Genomic DNA, 14,003 nt, shown 5'->3' with positions numbered 1-14,003 from the left:
GTGTGCAAACGGCCAGTCACGCCCCATATCGGGGCGCGCTATCTCGCCCCACAGTGAGGAACGTTTTTGCTCGGGGCCATCGAATCAGCGGCTATGGACCCGACAGGGACGGTCGAGTACGAACCGGTCAGCGTCAAGCAGGTGCTGGCCGAGATGAAAGACACCGCCGAGTTGCTCATTGACCTCTCGTACTCGGCTGTCCTGCTGGGTAGCGACGACGTGGCTGCGGAGGTGCTGGAATTAGAGGAGAAAATGGACGTGCTCCAGTTGCGCGCACGCATGAGTCTCCTGATGGCCTGCCGGTCGACGGCGGACGCAGAATCGCTCGCCCCGGTTCTGGGAATGGTTGGGGCCGCGGAGAAAATCAGCGACGCCGCTGGCGACATCGCCAAAATAGTGCTAGAGGACATCGGCCTGCCGGATACAATGCGGGCGGCCCTGCCCGAGGCTGTCGAGACGCTCGTGCGGGCGACAATCAGTTCTGAATCCGCGCTGGCCGGCGAGACACTGGGCGGTCTGAACCTCGAAACCGAAACAGGGGTCCGCGCGCTGGCGATTCGTCGGCAGGGGAACTGGTTGCTCAACCCCGAGCGGGAAACGCGCCTCGAAGCGGGCGACGTGGTGCTGTTCCGGGGACCGGAGGACGGTATCGCCGAGGTGTATCAGAACGCGACGGGCGAGGTGTACGAACCGCCGGAGCCGCCGGAAGGAGGCGTCCGCGACCTCGAACGAGCCGTTGACTCCATCGTCCTGATGAAAGACATGGGCGAGTTGGCCGTCGACCTGGCCTATGGTGCAGTCCTGTTCGACAGCACGGAGGTCGCCGAGGAAGTCGTCGAACTCGAAGCCGAGGTCGACGCGCTGCAGTCACGGTTCGAGGCCTGGACGCTCCGGGCTGCCGCCGACATCGACGATCCCGTCTCCCTGCGAGGGCTTGTCCATCTGGCCCGGTCGACTGAGGTCATCTCTGACGCCGCACTGGAGATGAGCGAAGGCGTCCTGCGGGGGCTATCGACGCATCCGGTCGTCGCCGAGGCCGTACAGGAGTCCGACGAGGTCATCGTCCGGACCACAGTGTACCCCGACAGCGATCTCGCGGGAACGACCATCGGCGACGCGGAGGTCAAGACAGCGACAGGCATGCGAATCATCGCGATACGGCGCGGCGCCGGGGAGAGCGAGCGGACCGGACGCGAGGGGGGTGACTGGGTCGTTTCGCCCGGCCCGGAAACACAGATTCAGACGGGCGATGTACTCATCGCGAAGGGGACTCGAACCGGCGGCGACCGGCTTACGGACCTGACAAAGAGCGCATAGCGTTATCTACTGTCTGGCGAGTCGCACGGCCGAGACGGCCGTAAACAGCGCTGTCAGCAGCCCGCCCAGCGATGTCGCGAGGACGAACGCCAGCGCCACGTAGAATCCAATCGGTCGCTGGGCTCCCGGCAGGACGAACAGGGCGAACAGCCCCGCCGTGAACAGGCCAGCGAGCACGAAGCCGATTTTCGCGTTGCGTGGTACGTTCAGCGCCGCGACCATCGCCGCTTTGCCGCTCTGTGGCTCGGACTGGGACACACCGACTGGTAGGGTCGGCGGCCCCAAGATGCCGTCGGTCCGGCGCAACTGTTGGCGAAATCCGAACCAGTAAAGGCTCCCAAGGCAAACGTGAGAACAATGGTTACTTTCGGTACGGCGACCGCCGCCCCCGGTGAAAAAGACACGGGGCGGCTGGAGGTCGGTGAGACCCGCGACGGGTCGACGTTCGGGCTACCGGTCGCCGTCGTCAACGGTATCGACGACGGACGGACGCTCTACATCCAGGCGGCCAGCGACGGTGACGAACTGAACGGTGTCGGCGTCATCCAGCGGACGCTCCCACAGCTCGACCCGATGGAGCTATCGGGGACGATTCTGGTCTGTGGCGTCGTCAACTACCACGCGTTTCAGGTCGCCGAGCACCGCAACCCGGTCGACGACACGAAGATGAATCGGGCGTATCCGGGCGACAAGACAGGGACCTCGAGCGAGCGCATCGCTGCGGCGACGTTCAACGCCGCCATCAGCGCAGATTACGTGCTCGACCTGCATCAGGGCTCAACCTCGCAGATGATCGACGAGGTGCGGGTCCGGTGTGGCACCCGCCACCGCCTCCACGAGGAGTGTCTCGAACTCGCCAAAGTGTTCGGCTGTGGCTACATCCTCGACCAGAAAGGCCCCGACGGACAGCTGGCCCGCGCTGCCCCGGACGAGGGCGTGCCAACAATCGACCCCGAACTCGGCGGCTGTGTCGGCTGGGACGAGGACTCCATCCAACGGGGCGTCGACGGCGTCTTCAACGTCCTGCACCACTACGGCTTCCTCGATGGCCACTACGACACGCGCCCGCAGACCCGCGCTACCGGGTTCGAACAGTATGGCTCTCCAGTCGGCGGCCTCATCGATTTCAAGCCCGACCTCGGTGACCGCGTCGCCCGTGGCGAGACGCTGTTTGAAGTGACCGACGTGTTCGGCGATCCGAAGGCCGAAATCACTGCCGACTCCAGTGGCGTATTCTGGCGTGCGCGCCGGCTCCCACAGGTCGCAACGGGCGAGTACGTCTGCTCGGTCGGGACGAACATCGATACCTACTGAGAACCACTTTCTATTGCAGGGGTGTCCTTGCGGCGCAACGGGCCGCTGTGGGCACCGCCCGCTGCTCACTGGCACAGAACGCCGCGTATGTCCGCCCGCAAACCTGCCTTTCCCCGTGGCGGCCGACGGAGCGGCCGCCCGGCCACCGCTGTGTTCGCTCCGCCGCTCTGCGCACTCCGCCGCGGCCACAGACACCGACGACTTCGACCGAAGATGCCGCCAGTTTTTGAACGGGCAGTGCCCCAGTACCCCTATGCGCACCTGTAGCGTCTGCGACCGGGAGTATCCGCGTGCGGAACCCTGGCGGTGTTCTTGCGGAGCACCGCTTGACTACGCCATGCAGCCGCTGCCCGACAGCCAACCGGGGCAGTTCTCACGGACCAGCGGCGTCTGGGACTTCGCCGAGTTCCTCCCGATGGACGAGCGAGTCAGTCTCGGCGAAGGCTGGACACCGCTGGTCGACGCGCCCGGGTGGGACGCCACGTTCAAACTGGAATCACTCCACCCGACGGGGAGTTTCAAGGACCGCGGCGCGGCGACGGTTATCGCCGAAGCGCTCGAAGTTGGGGCCGACCGCGTGCTCGAAGACTCCTCGGGCAACGCCGGGTTGGCGGTCGCATCCTACGCGGCGCGAGCGGGGCTGGACGCGGAGATATACGTCCCCGCGAGCGCGAAGGATGCGAAGGTTCGCCGCATCGAACGAACCGGGGCCGATGTCGTCCGGGTTGAGGGGAGTAGAGAGTCCGTAACCGAAGCCTGTATCGACGCTGTGGAGGACGGGGCAGGGTGGTATGCCAGCCACGCCTGGAATCCCGCTTTCTTCGCCGGGACAGCGACGGCTGCCTACGAAATCGCCGCCCAGCGTGACTGGAGCGTTCCGGACGCCGTCGTCACGCCGCTTGGTCACGGGACGCTGTTTCTCGGTCTCTACCGTGGATTTCAGGCGTTGGAGCAAGCTGGATGGACAGACGCTATCCCGCGCATACTGGGAACGCAAGCGGTCGGGTACAGTCCCATCGCCGACGATGACGAGGGCGGGACTGTGCCGGACGACGCTGCCGCCAACGACCTCGCCGACGGGATCCACATCCGAGACCCACCACGCGGCCGGCAGATACGGCACGCTATCGACGATACCGATGGTGCCGCCGTCGCCGTCTCCGCGGCGGCAACGGAGCGCGAACGCGACCGGCTCGGTGCAGCAGGGTTTCACGTCGAGCCGACGTGTGCGACGGCGACAGCGGCGCTACCCGAGTTCAGAGAGCGAGGAGAACTCCAGGACGGTGACGACGTCGTTGTAGCGTTGACCGGGCGAAACGATTAACGCATCAGCAGTGTCGATACCGCGAAGTCGGCATCGACAGAAAGCCACTGCTTCTCTACGTCTGTCGTGTCGACATCTGGCGCGTAGCAGATGAGTCGCTCGCTGCCGTCGGGACGGGAGCGTACCACGGCAGGCAGCGTGCCATCGTCAGCGTCAGTCGCCGCCGTCACCTCGCTCGTCGACCGGGTATCGGAGTCCATGTTCCGATTCACGACAGGTGTTATTATTGTTACCTGTCGGTTATCGGGTGTAAGGGCTACTGAACGTCGTCGAGAGAAACGAGAAGGTCAGACGAAACGGCCAGCCAGTTTGCTTCCAGTTCGGAGCCCGTGCTATTGGGCGGATACAGGATTGAACGCTGGCCGCCACCCGCAGCCGGCTCGTGTTCGACAGTCAATAGTTTCTCGGCGGCGTCGCCATCCGTCGTATTTTGCTGCTGGGCATCTGACCGCTCAGGGCACATAGCCGCAGATAACAGTATTGCAATATTGTTATCCGTAGTCTAAATCGGGATATATCCCCCTATTACTGGAATATTCGTGGTGCTTACTGACCGGTAGCCAGTCCGAACCAGATAGCAGAGAGAAACAGAGCCGCGCTCGGTCGCTGGGTGAGAAGTGTACACGACGAGGTCACGGCGCGTGCGAATTGTTGGAGCCTATCTCGGGATAGTGTCGACCCCGGGGTCGATTCAGATCGGTACTTCCAGACAGCATTCTGTCTCAGCGAGACGGGTGCGTGGGCGCGTCGAATCCGCCACGGACCAGCGGCTTCGCGATGTGACGGCGGGCGACCGGCGGGACTTCGTACCATCCGCGTTCCAGTCCCCGCTCGATGGACTGCGCAGTCTTGCCGTCAGCACTGGTCCCGCAGTCCCGACACCGATAGCCCTGGTTCCGGCCGGCGGATTTCATCGACCGGCCACAGTCCGGGCAGTCCGGCGTAACGGCTTCCGTCCGAACGAGGTCACGGACCGCGAACTTCTCCAGTTTGAGTGTGCCATCAGTCACTTCACCACAGGCAGTGATTCGGTCGCCGGCTTTGAGCGAGCGGACCCGATTGCGAAAGCCCTTTGTTGGCTCGAAGGCCGCACAGTCGAGGGTCGCGCCGTCGCCTTCGAGCGTGAGAAACACGTGTCCCCCCGCTCGAGTTTCAGAAGCCTCAACCACGGTGCCGGTGACGCGGTAGGCGCTGTCGGCCGTGACCGCGTCGAGAGTCGCGTCCTGTAGATGTACGTCGGTTCCCTGATTCGTCACGAACGTCGCTCGGCGAGCGATGGGTTCGCTGTCGATTGCGTCGGCGACGGCGCGACAGGCGGTCGGGTCGTCGCCGCGAATCCCGTAGAGAATCGGGCAGGGTGTCCGCGGCACACAGACCGGATAGGCCGACTCGCGGTCGACGGTATCCCACACGTCGGGGTAGTGCTCCTCAGCCGCCGCGCGGACGCTCTCGCTGTCGACCGCTCGCTCAGTGCCCCACCGGTCTTGCTCCCGGTAGGCGATATGTTCGTACGTCCAGTCCGATAGCGCGGCCCAGGCACCAACCGCCGCGAGCGCACCGACGAGTCCGCGGCCGTTGCCCCGCTGGCAGCGAGCGAACCCGACCACGTCAGCTAGCGTCGTCGCGGCCATCGGGTCCTGTATCGACCGGATGGTCTCGCGGGCGAACGTTGCGACCTGCGGCGGGACGTCTTCAGGGTCGCAGTCAGCGACGATAGCGCCGGGATTGGTCCGTGGGTCATCGGTTTCAGCCATGTCGAGCACGTCCTCGGCCAGTCCAAGCGCTGTGTCGGCATCGAGGTCCGTATGCACCGCCAGCGCCGCGTTCCCGCGGGTCTTGTGTTCGACAGCGGGGTTCAGCCGGACGAGGAGCAGTCGCTCGACGGTCCCTCCGGCGTTCCGGATCGACTCGGCGAGCGTGGCGGCGGCGTAGGTCGTACACATTCCCCGTTCGCGCGAGTCCGTATCATCGAGGCCGATGACGGTCACGCTACGCTGTAGCCCCGAAGCGGTCAAACGCCTTTCGTCACGCCCGGCCCTCGATTCGGCCTGAGAGAGAGCGGACGGCGCAATACATATAATGGGTGAGCGGGCTAGACTCAGTAGAGGTACAGAGTACTATGTCACGGTCGGCGCTGGTGGAAAACGTCATGGCGATGCTCGAAGACGCTGGCTTCCTCGTCAGCGACCGCTGTGCGATTCGTCCGAAGAGTTTCGACATCGCTGCCCGTCGCGGTGAGGACGTGTTGCTCCTGAAGATACTGGGCAACATCGACGCCTTCGATGCACAGACCGGGGGCGAGATGCGGCGACTGGGCACGTATCTGAATGCCACCCCGATCGTGATCGGCCTCCGAACGCGCGACGAGGAACTGAAACCCGGTGTCGTCTACTTCCGGCACGGCGTTCCCGTGCTGTCACCCGACACCGCAATGGACCTGTTCGTCGAGGAGGTCCCGCCACTCATCTACGCCGCCCCGGGCGGACTCTACGTCAACATCGACTCCGAAATTCTCGCCGACGTGCGCGAGGACCGCGACTGGTCGCTGGGCCGCTTGGCGAAGGAACTGGGCGTCTCCCGGCGGACGGTCTCAAAATACGAGGACGGGATGGACGCCTCCGTCGAGGTAGCCGCCGAACTCGAAGACCTGTTCGACGCCCCGCTGACATCGCCGGTGAGCGTCCTCGAAGGCGCCGAGGAAGTCCGTGATGATGAGCCGACACCGGACGACCCCGATGTCGCACCGGAGGACGAGCCGATTGTGACGGTGTTCACCCGTATCGGCTTCGAGGTCCACCCGACGGACCGCGCGCCGTTCAAGAGCGTCAACGAGAGCGACGACGAGCACGGGCAGGTCCTTGCCGGCCACTCGGCGTTCACCGAAACGGCCGAGAAACGGGCCCGAATCATGTCCTCTGTCGGTGAAGTGACCCGGACCCGGTCGGTGTACGTCGTCGACGAGCTCCGACGGGAGTCCGTCGAGGGGACCGCGCTCATCGAAAAGGAAGAGATGGAGAACATCGAGGACGCCATCGACCTGCGCGACCTGATTATGGAGCGCGGCGAAGACCGCGAAGAAGTCGCCTGAGCGGGCGCTCTCAGTCTTCGCTGTCACGTAAAACGAGAACCACCGCAAGCGCCGAGTCTACTGGCCGTACGTTTCTTCGAGATACTCGACGATGTCGTCGGACTCAGGCATTCCGTCGACGCCGTTGTCCTCGTCGATGAGGACCGGAACACCGGTCTGGCCAGAAACCTCCTTGACTTCGGTCCGCTCGCCGTGGGGCCGTGGGACCATGTGGGATTCGTAGTCGAGCCCGAGTTCGTCGAGTTTCTTCGTTACCTTCGCGCAGTACGGACAGCCTTCGAGTTCGTAGAGTTCGAGATTGGCCATTGCACACACGCGTAGGCGAGCCAGCGTCAAGAACACATCGGTGGTGTGTCTCGGCTGTGCAGGGGCGAAAGCGTTCCGGCCAGCGCTACACGTCGATGTCGTCGGGCGCGTCGGCAAGCAGGTCAGAGGCGGTCACGAGCGAGGAGAGTTCGAGGTCGTGGTCGACGAGGTTCTCGCTGGCTCCTTCCTCGCGGTCGACGACGACGAGCACGCGGTTGACGACCGCACCGGCCTCGCGGAGCGCCTCGGCGGCATCGACCGCGCTCTGGCCGGTCGTGGCGATGTCTTCGAGGATGATGACCTCCTCGCCGTCGGTCAGGTCGCCCTCGATTCGGTTGCCCGTCCCGTACTCCTTGGCCTGCTTGCGGGCGATGACGTATGGAATGTCGGTTTCGACACTGGTGACCGCGACCAGCGGGACCGCGCCGAGGGCGACGCCGGCGAGCGTGGCGTCCGTGTCCCACTCGGCGATACGCTCGGCGAAGGCCCCGGCGATGAGGTCCAGACAGTCGGGATTTGTCTCGAAGACGTACTTGTCGACGTAGTAGTTCGACGTGCCGCCGTGGGAGAGCTCGAACTCTCCGAATTTGACGGCGTCAGCGTCTCGCAGCGCCGCGATGAGTTCGTCGTTTGCCATACGCTCACTGAACGGTCACGGGGCTAATGACTGTTGGATTCAGACAGCGACATTCCTAAGCCCTTCCGCCTCAGACACTCGCTCGAATGCAAGTGTTCGGGTCGAGCGGCGTCCGAGGTGTCGCGGGCGATGAGCTGACACCGCGGTACGTCCTTCGGGTTGCACAGGCCGCCGGGGACGTCTGGCGTGACGACCACGACCGCGTGGCGATCGCCCGGGACACGCGGACGACCGGGCGGACGTTCATCAACGCCGCGACCAGCGGCCTAACGACCGTTGGGTTCGATGTCGACCGCCTCGGCGTCGTGCCGACGCCGGGACTGCAGGCCTACTGCGAGCGTGAGGCGGTCCCGGGCGTAATGATTACTGCGAGCCACAATCCGGCCGCGTACAACGGCGTGAAGCTCATCGGCGCCGACGGGGTTGAACTGACACGGAGCACGCTCGACCGCGTCGAGCAGTCGCTCCGGGACGACACTCCAAACTACGCAGACTGGGAGACAGTCGGGTCGGACACCGCCATCGAGAGCGCCCGCCGCCGATACCGCGAGCAGGTGCTTGCTGCCGTTGACCGCGACCGAATCGCCGACGCCGACCTCACTATCGTCGTCGACTCCGGCCACGGAGCTGGCTCTCTTACAAGCCCCGACCTGTTCCGCGAACTCGGCTGTGAAGTCCACACCGTCAACACCCAGCCCGACGGCCACTTCCCCGGCCGTGACCCCGAACCCGTCGCCGAGAACCTCGAAGACCTGCGGGCGTTCGTCCGCGCGACTGACGCCGACCTCGGCTTTGCCCACGACGGCGACGCCGACCGCGGGATGTTCGTCGACGAGACCGGAACACACATCGAAGGTGACGCCGCGCTGGCCGCGCTCGCGGCGGCGAAAATCGAGTCCGGCGACGGCGTCGTCTCGGCGGTCAACGCCTCTCAGCGCCTAGTCGACGTGGTCGAGGACGCCGGCGCGACCCTCTCACTGACTCCTATCGGCTCGACGTACATCGTCAGCCGTATCCGCAAACTGCAAGACGAGGGAACCCACGTCGCGATTGCCGGCGAAGGCAACGGCGGCATCCTCTTTCCCGACTACCGCATCGCCAGAGACGGCGCGTTCACCGCCGCGAAGTTCCTCGAACTCGTCGCTGACCGGCCTGCAAGCGAGGTCGCCGCGGACTACGACGACTACTACAACGTCCGTCGGAACCTCGAATACGAGACCGAGGAAGAGCGCGAATCAATGCTCGAAGGTATCGAGGCCCATGCGAACGAGGCGACGGCCGACCTCGATACGACAGACGGCTACCGCCTCGACTACGGCGACGGCTGGGTACTTGCTCGACCGTCTGGCACGGAGCCCGTCGTCCGGGTCTACGCCGAAGCGCGCACACTTGACCGCGCCGAGGAACTCGCCGAAACGATGGTCAGCCGCGCGACCCAGCAAACGAATACTTACAGCGGCGAATAGGTGTCCAGCGCGTCGTCGATAGCCGCTCTGGCCTCGCGGGCAGCTGACAGTTCTTGTTCGACAGCACCGCTTGCCAGCCGTTCGCGCTCAGCTTCTGTGAGTTCCGAGCGAGCGAGAGCGCTCTCCCGGAGCCGCTCGTAGTCGTCTCGCTCCGCGAGTCCACGCACCTCCCGGAGCGCGGCGACGACCGACTCATCCGCGAAGCGAGCAACAACCGAGCGGTACGCTCGGCAGAGCCATGGCAGAGCGGTCGCCGATGGCGGCGGCCAGTCGACCCGCACCGGCTCGGCGTCAAGCCGCCGGAGATACGTCTGCCGGGTGGCGACAGCACTGCGGAGCGCTGCGGCGTCGTCGACGTAGTGGTCCAGTTTCGAGGCGGAGTAGTCGGCGTACTCCAGCAGTTTCGGAATCGGCTCGGTCCCGGCGTCGTGCTCGCGAACGTACGTCAGCAGTTCCGCGGGTGGGGACCGGAACTCGACCAGCGGATACGCGTCCGCTCGCTCGATAACCGCCAGCGCGTCTCTAGCGGGCGTGTTGCGCCGAAAATCGGTGAATGCCTCGGTAACGGCGTCGTTGTAGCGCTCGATTGGCTCACGAAGGTGCTCGACCGGCGCGTCAAGATCGGCATCGCCGAGCCGCTGGAGGCGTTCCAGCTCGTCGATACGGTCGCTCAGTTCGTCGCGTCGACGGCCGGCGTCCGTTCGGGCTTTTTTGTACTGCTCGCGTGCGTCGTCAAGTTCGTCAAGTCGCCCGACGAGGTCGCCGATGGGAGACAGCATCTCCCGGGCCTGCTCGAAGTCGCTTTCGGTGAGCCGCCGCTGCTGGAGGAAGTCGTCGATTTCTTCGAAGGTATCCCGTTCGGGCAGGTCTTCGGAGAGGTCGTCGGTCAGCGTCCCGACCCGGCCCTGAAACTCCATGAACGCCTCGAAGTCGCCACCACCGGTTGCCCGGCCGTCGTAGCTTTCGAGCAGGTTCCACAGTTCGCGGTAGATGTCACGGCAGTCACGGAGCGCGTCTGCGCCAACCGAATCAACGCGTTCGTGTGCCCGGGCGTACGCGTCGGCGGCCTGTTCGAGGCGTTCCACGGCGTCGGGGGGTCCCGCACCGCTTTCGATCTCAGTATCGGATCGCGCCATCAGTACACGTCGTCAGGTTCGAACACTTGCTCACCGACCGTCTCGCCGTCGACAGTCCGGTGGAAGCAGGACTCGTAGCCGGTGTGGCAGGCTCCGCCGGTCTGTTCGACGATGTACAGCAGCGCGTCCCCGTCGCAGTCGACCCGCACCTCTTTGACGGCCTGCGTGTGGCCGCTCGTCCCGCCCTTGTGCCAGAGTTCGTCCCGGCTCCGCGAGTAGTAGTGGGCCTCCCCCGTCTCGCAGGTCTTCCGGAGCGCTTCCTCGGTGACGTAGGCAAGCATGAGCACGTCACCGGAGTCTGCGTCCTGCGCGACTGCCGGGATGTACTCCTGCTCGTCGAACGCGAGGTCGACGTCGATCATACTCGGGCCGAGGTGTGTCCGCAAAATAGGTCTTCTGCTGTCAGCGGTCAGGCCAGCCCGACCGCCTGCAACAGCGAGAACAGCACGTCGCCGTAAGTGAGTGAAACGACCAGCCCCGCGAACATCGGGACGAGGAACGGAATCCCGGGCGAAATCCACACCTCGTCCTGTTCGACCAGCACGTCCAGCCCATCACGGAGCTGCTGGGGTGAGGTGCCGTAGGCCGAGTGGTCGATATCGTCAAGGAACCGCTCGGCACCCCATGGGTCGTCGATTTGGTCGGGGTAGTCCATCCCATCGGCCCCGATGTCGTTCGCTGACGGTTCGGCCACATCGCCGGACGCCGAGTCGCCGCCATCGGTCGCCAGAGACCCGTCGCCGGGGTCGTTCGGGACTGCCGGAAGGGAGGTCGGAAGCCGATGCTGCGCTGGGTCGGCACGGATATCAGCGAGCGAGCAGCCGCGCCACTGGAGGTACATCCGGAGCGCGTCGAGGTCGAGGCCGCCACGGTCGAACCCGTCGGGCGATTCGAGCAGTCGGCCGTACTCTTCGGTGACATCGGGGACGGCGACGGGCCGCCCGATGAACATCGCCAGCGAAAATCGCCCCCGGGCGAGGTTTCCGGCGGCGACAGCCAGCGGGTAGACGACGCCGGCAAGCACGGTGTTCGAAAGTACCGTCAGCGAAAAGACGCCGATAGCAGTCTGCTGAAGCGGGAGCGCGACGCTTGGCATGGGCAGGTAGTACACCGGATAGATGGGAAAGAGGACGGCGATGAGCATGAACGCCTTCGCATCGGCCCCGCCGAAGCCGCCGATGAGCCAGAAGCCGTACGACAGCGGAATAACGAAGCCGAGACTGATTGCAACCCTGATAAGAAACAGCCGCTGGCCGACCGCTGTCGGGCCGGTCCAGACGGTGTAGGCGTCCCACAGCAGGAGGACGACCGCCAGCGCGGCAAGTGGGGTCCAGGTCCGGTTGGGCACCCGGCGAGTTTTCACGTCGCGGTAGGCCGCCCACCCGAACACCGGGACGGCGACCAGTCGAAGCAGGTCCGGTATCGACCCGAGCACGGCTATACGCAGTACAGGGGTGCCCCTAATGGTTCCGATACGACGGTTCTCCTGAGCAGTTGCTACCGGGAGAAGAAAGCGTAGTGCGCTACAGGAGCCGCGTTAGATGACGCGGTTCTGCAGGTAGTCGAGATGCTTGGCGTTGTAGACGATCTTGACCTCGTCGGCGTCCGGGCTGCCGATACAGGTCAGGCGAACGTTCTTGTCTTCGACTTCCTCGTCGCTGAGGATCTGCTGCATGTCCATGTCGATGTCGCCTTCGAGAACGATGGCGGCACAGTTCGCACAGGCACCGGCGCGGCACGAGAAGGGCCAGTCGTAGCCCTGTGCCTCGGCGGCTTCCAGGATGTACTCGCCTTCGTTCACCTCGAGGGACCCGTAGTCCTCGTCGTCGAGGTCCATATCCGACGCCTCTCCGAAGACGTCGTCGTCGTACATGTCCCAGCCGTTATCGTCCACTACTTCGTAGTTAAGGTACTCTACCGTGGGCATCACCTGATTGTTTGAACCCCGCCCTGTTAGACTTTGCCCTTCCGTTTTAGGCCGTGCAAAATAATGAGGGACGGCGCGGGGATTCATCGAGAATTTACGACGGCTGTTCGGGGCCGATTACCCCTCAGGCGATGGGCAGAAACCGGAACACCAGATACGCCGCGAGCGTCGCAATCGAGGGGACGACGTTCTGGAGGAAGATCACTCTGGCAGTCGTGCCGGGCTCGAACAGGTCCGACGCCGACGGGATGTCCTCGCGCGATTCCTCGCCGATGGGCTCGGTCTCGGCCGGCTTCGGCGTCCCTTTCTTGCCGCCGACAGTCGGCGCATCCGCGGCGTCCGCGTCGGTGGTCAGCGCACCGACGGATGCGACGGGTGCCTCGCCCTGCACAGTGTCAGAGAGGCTCGTCGTTCGCGTCGCACGGCCCCACCCGAGCCCGACGATGCTCATCGTGGCGATGATGACGAAGCTCGCTGGGATACCCAGCGCGGAGAGGAAGGTGACGATGGTCGATGCGACTGCCGCGACGACGATGGCAGCGACCAGCGGGAGGTCGGTCAGGTCGTTGCCGACCGTGTCCATCGTCCGGCGAGCGATGGTGAACGCACCGAGACCGATAGCGCCGCCGCCGAGCAGAATAGCCGGGTACAACTCCAGTGAGCCGTTGCCGACGAGGGGCGCAACAGCGTTGGCGACGTTCGACGCCCCCGCCGAGAAGCCCATGTAACAGCCGATACCGATGACGACGACGGTCCCGACGAACTCACGTTGCGTCGTATTCTCGCCGAGCCCCGGCCGCGGAATCGAACCGGACCGATCGAAATCCAGCAGCGCTCCTTCGCTCTGTGAGACGGCGAACCACTCGACGAGTGTCGGGTAGAAGTACCGCCCGATGACGCCGCTGACCCAGAAGGCGATAATCGGCGAGACAAGCCACCACGAGACGATTTCGAGCATCAGGGCGGCGTTCAATGTCCCGCGGGCGAGGCCTAGCCCGGCGATAGCGCCAACGGCCGTCATCGATGTCGACGCCGGAACCCCGACCACGTTCGAGAGGAACAGCGCGACGCCGATGAAAAACAGGACAACGATGCTGATCAGCGGCGAGAACTGCGTGGCGACAAGGTCACTGCCCAGGCTCTGGACGACAGCTGGGCCGACGATGAGCCCGCCGGCCATCGCAAATATCGTCATCAGGGCCGCCGCCGAGAGTTTTGAAAGCGTGTTCGACCCGACCGCAGGCCCGAACGCGACACCCGTGGACGACCCCCCGATATTGAAGCCGACGAAGATAGCCACCAGAACACCGAGGGCAAAGAGAACTTCGACCATACGCTACCAACTGTCGTCGTCAGGTAAAGGGTACCGCCTTCGCCAGCACATCATACGACCGGGGTCACGTGACCCAGTGGTGCCACATACTGTCGGTAGTCCGTCAGTAACAACTGTCGATACCCCCGGGAGTGAATATCCTGAGCTCGGGACAG

At 64.7% G+C, this 14,003-nt stretch carries 16 protein-coding genes; 5 read left to right on the top strand and 11 right to left on the bottom strand.

Going from position 1 to position 14,003, the window contains the following annotated elements:
* Positions 1 to 93 precede the first annotated feature (93 nt).
* Positions 94 to 1,317, top strand: a complete 1,224-nt coding sequence (locus tag G9C82_RS10075) for a potassium channel family protein (RefSeq protein WP_127014022.1) — start codon at positions 94 to 96, stop codon at positions 1,315 to 1,317.
* Between the two features lie 6 nt (positions 1,318 to 1,323).
* On the opposite strand, the gene G9C82_RS10070 is transcribed toward G9C82_RS10075, so the two are convergent.
* Positions 1,324 to 1,539, bottom strand: coding sequence for a hypothetical protein (locus tag G9C82_RS10070; protein ID WP_004959447.1), 216 nt, complete (start codon positions 1,537 to 1,539; stop codon positions 1,324 to 1,326).
* 135 nt (positions 1,540 to 1,674) lie between these two features.
* Between G9C82_RS10070 and G9C82_RS10065 the strand changes: the two genes are divergently transcribed.
* Both G9C82_RS10065 and G9C82_RS10060 read left to right on the top strand, forming a co-directional pair.
* Entirely contained in the window at positions 1,675 to 2,631 is a 957-nt protein-coding gene (locus tag G9C82_RS10065; RefSeq protein WP_004959449.1) for a succinylglutamate desuccinylase/aspartoacylase family protein, read from the top strand.
* 253 nt (positions 2,632 to 2,884) lie between these two features.
* Complete coding sequence (locus tag G9C82_RS10060) at positions 2,885 to 3,955, top strand: pyridoxal-phosphate dependent enzyme (RefSeq protein WP_127014021.1); 1,071 nt, start codon at positions 2,885 to 2,887, stop codon at positions 3,953 to 3,955.
* On the opposite strand, the gene G9C82_RS10055 is transcribed toward G9C82_RS10060, so the two are convergent.
* The 3 genes from G9C82_RS10055 to G9C82_RS10045 form a co-directional block, all read right to left on the bottom strand.
* Positions 3,952 to 4,155 carry a hypothetical protein gene (locus tag G9C82_RS10055; RefSeq protein ID WP_004959455.1) on the bottom strand — a complete coding sequence of 68 codons (204 nt, stop codon included), beginning with the start codon at positions 4,153 to 4,155 and terminating at the stop codon, positions 3,952 to 3,954. The genes G9C82_RS10060 and G9C82_RS10055 overlap by 4 nt on opposite strands.
* A gap of 56 nt (positions 4,156 to 4,211) precedes the next feature.
* Positions 4,212 to 4,418, bottom strand: a complete 207-nt coding sequence (locus tag G9C82_RS10050) for a hypothetical protein (protein WP_004959459.1) — start codon at positions 4,416 to 4,418, stop codon at positions 4,212 to 4,214.
* A gap of 259 nt (positions 4,419 to 4,677) precedes the next feature.
* Positions 4,678 to 5,943, bottom strand: coding sequence for a tRNA(Ile)(2)-agmatinylcytidine synthase (locus tag G9C82_RS10045; RefSeq protein ID WP_127014020.1), 1,266 nt, complete (start codon positions 5,941 to 5,943; stop codon positions 4,678 to 4,680).
* 131 nt (positions 5,944 to 6,074) lie between these two features.
* On the opposite strand from G9C82_RS10045, the gene G9C82_RS10040 reads away from it, so the two are divergent.
* A complete protein-coding gene (locus G9C82_RS10040) occupies positions 6,075 to 7,043 on the top strand; it encodes a transcriptional regulator (RefSeq protein ID WP_005537026.1) in 969 nt (322 codons plus the stop codon).
* Positions 7,044 to 7,100: 57 nt separating this feature from the next.
* Here G9C82_RS10040 and G9C82_RS10035 read toward each other — a convergent pair whose 3' ends face one another.
* Together G9C82_RS10035 and pyrE are read right to left on the bottom strand one after the other, a co-directional pair.
* Positions 7,101 to 7,349 carry a glutathione S-transferase N-terminal domain-containing protein gene (locus G9C82_RS10035; RefSeq protein WP_127014019.1) on the bottom strand — a complete coding sequence of 83 codons (249 nt, stop codon included), beginning with the start codon at positions 7,347 to 7,349 and terminating at the stop codon, positions 7,101 to 7,103.
* A gap of 85 nt (positions 7,350 to 7,434) precedes the next feature.
* Positions 7,435 to 7,986, bottom strand: a complete 552-nt coding sequence (gene pyrE / locus G9C82_RS10030; RefSeq protein WP_127014018.1) for an orotate phosphoribosyltransferase — start codon at positions 7,984 to 7,986, stop codon at positions 7,435 to 7,437.
* Positions 7,987 to 8,072: 86 nt separating this feature from the next.
* Between pyrE and glmM the strand changes: the two genes are divergently transcribed.
* Entirely contained in the window at positions 8,073 to 9,452 is a 1,380-nt protein-coding gene (gene glmM, locus G9C82_RS10025) for a phosphoglucosamine mutase (RefSeq protein ID WP_004959474.1), read from the top strand.
* Here glmM and G9C82_RS10020 read toward each other — a convergent pair.
* The 5 genes from G9C82_RS10020 to G9C82_RS10000 all read right to left on the bottom strand — a co-directional run bounded on the left by G9C82_RS10020 (position 9,437) and on the right by G9C82_RS10000 (position 13,848).
* Positions 9,437 to 10,588 carry a hypothetical protein gene (locus G9C82_RS10020; RefSeq protein ID WP_007189464.1) on the bottom strand — a complete coding sequence of 384 codons (1,152 nt, stop codon included), beginning with the start codon at positions 10,586 to 10,588 and terminating at the stop codon, positions 9,437 to 9,439. The genes glmM and G9C82_RS10020 overlap by 16 nt on opposite strands.
* Positions 10,588 to 10,950, bottom strand: a complete 363-nt coding sequence (hisI, locus tag G9C82_RS10015; RefSeq protein ID WP_127014017.1) for a phosphoribosyl-AMP cyclohydrolase — start codon at positions 10,948 to 10,950, stop codon at positions 10,588 to 10,590. Before hisI ends, G9C82_RS10020 begins: the two co-directional genes overlap by 1 nt.
* A gap of 47 nt (positions 10,951 to 10,997) precedes the next feature.
* Positions 10,998 to 12,023 carry an A24 family peptidase gene (locus tag G9C82_RS10010; protein WP_127014016.1) on the bottom strand — a complete coding sequence of 342 codons (1,026 nt, stop codon included), beginning with the start codon at positions 12,021 to 12,023 and terminating at the stop codon, positions 10,998 to 11,000.
* Positions 12,024 to 12,125: 102 nt separating this feature from the next.
* Positions 12,126 to 12,515, bottom strand: a complete 390-nt coding sequence (gene fer1, locus G9C82_RS10005) for a ferredoxin Fer1 (RefSeq protein WP_004959486.1) — start codon at positions 12,513 to 12,515, stop codon at positions 12,126 to 12,128.
* Positions 12,516 to 12,639: 124 nt separating this feature from the next.
* Positions 12,640 to 13,848, bottom strand: a complete 1,209-nt coding sequence (locus G9C82_RS10000) for an inorganic phosphate transporter (RefSeq protein ID WP_004959489.1) — start codon at positions 13,846 to 13,848, stop codon at positions 12,640 to 12,642.
* Positions 13,849 to 14,003: the final 155 nt, after the last annotated feature.

This window comes from Haloarcula sp. R1-2 (assembly GCF_011627385.1).
Classification (GTDB): Archaea; Halobacteriota; Halobacteria; order Halobacteriales; family Haloarculaceae; genus Haloarcula; species Haloarcula marismortui.
Note: the sequence above shows the minus strand (reverse complement) of the source record. Positions and strands in the feature narration are given on the sequence as shown.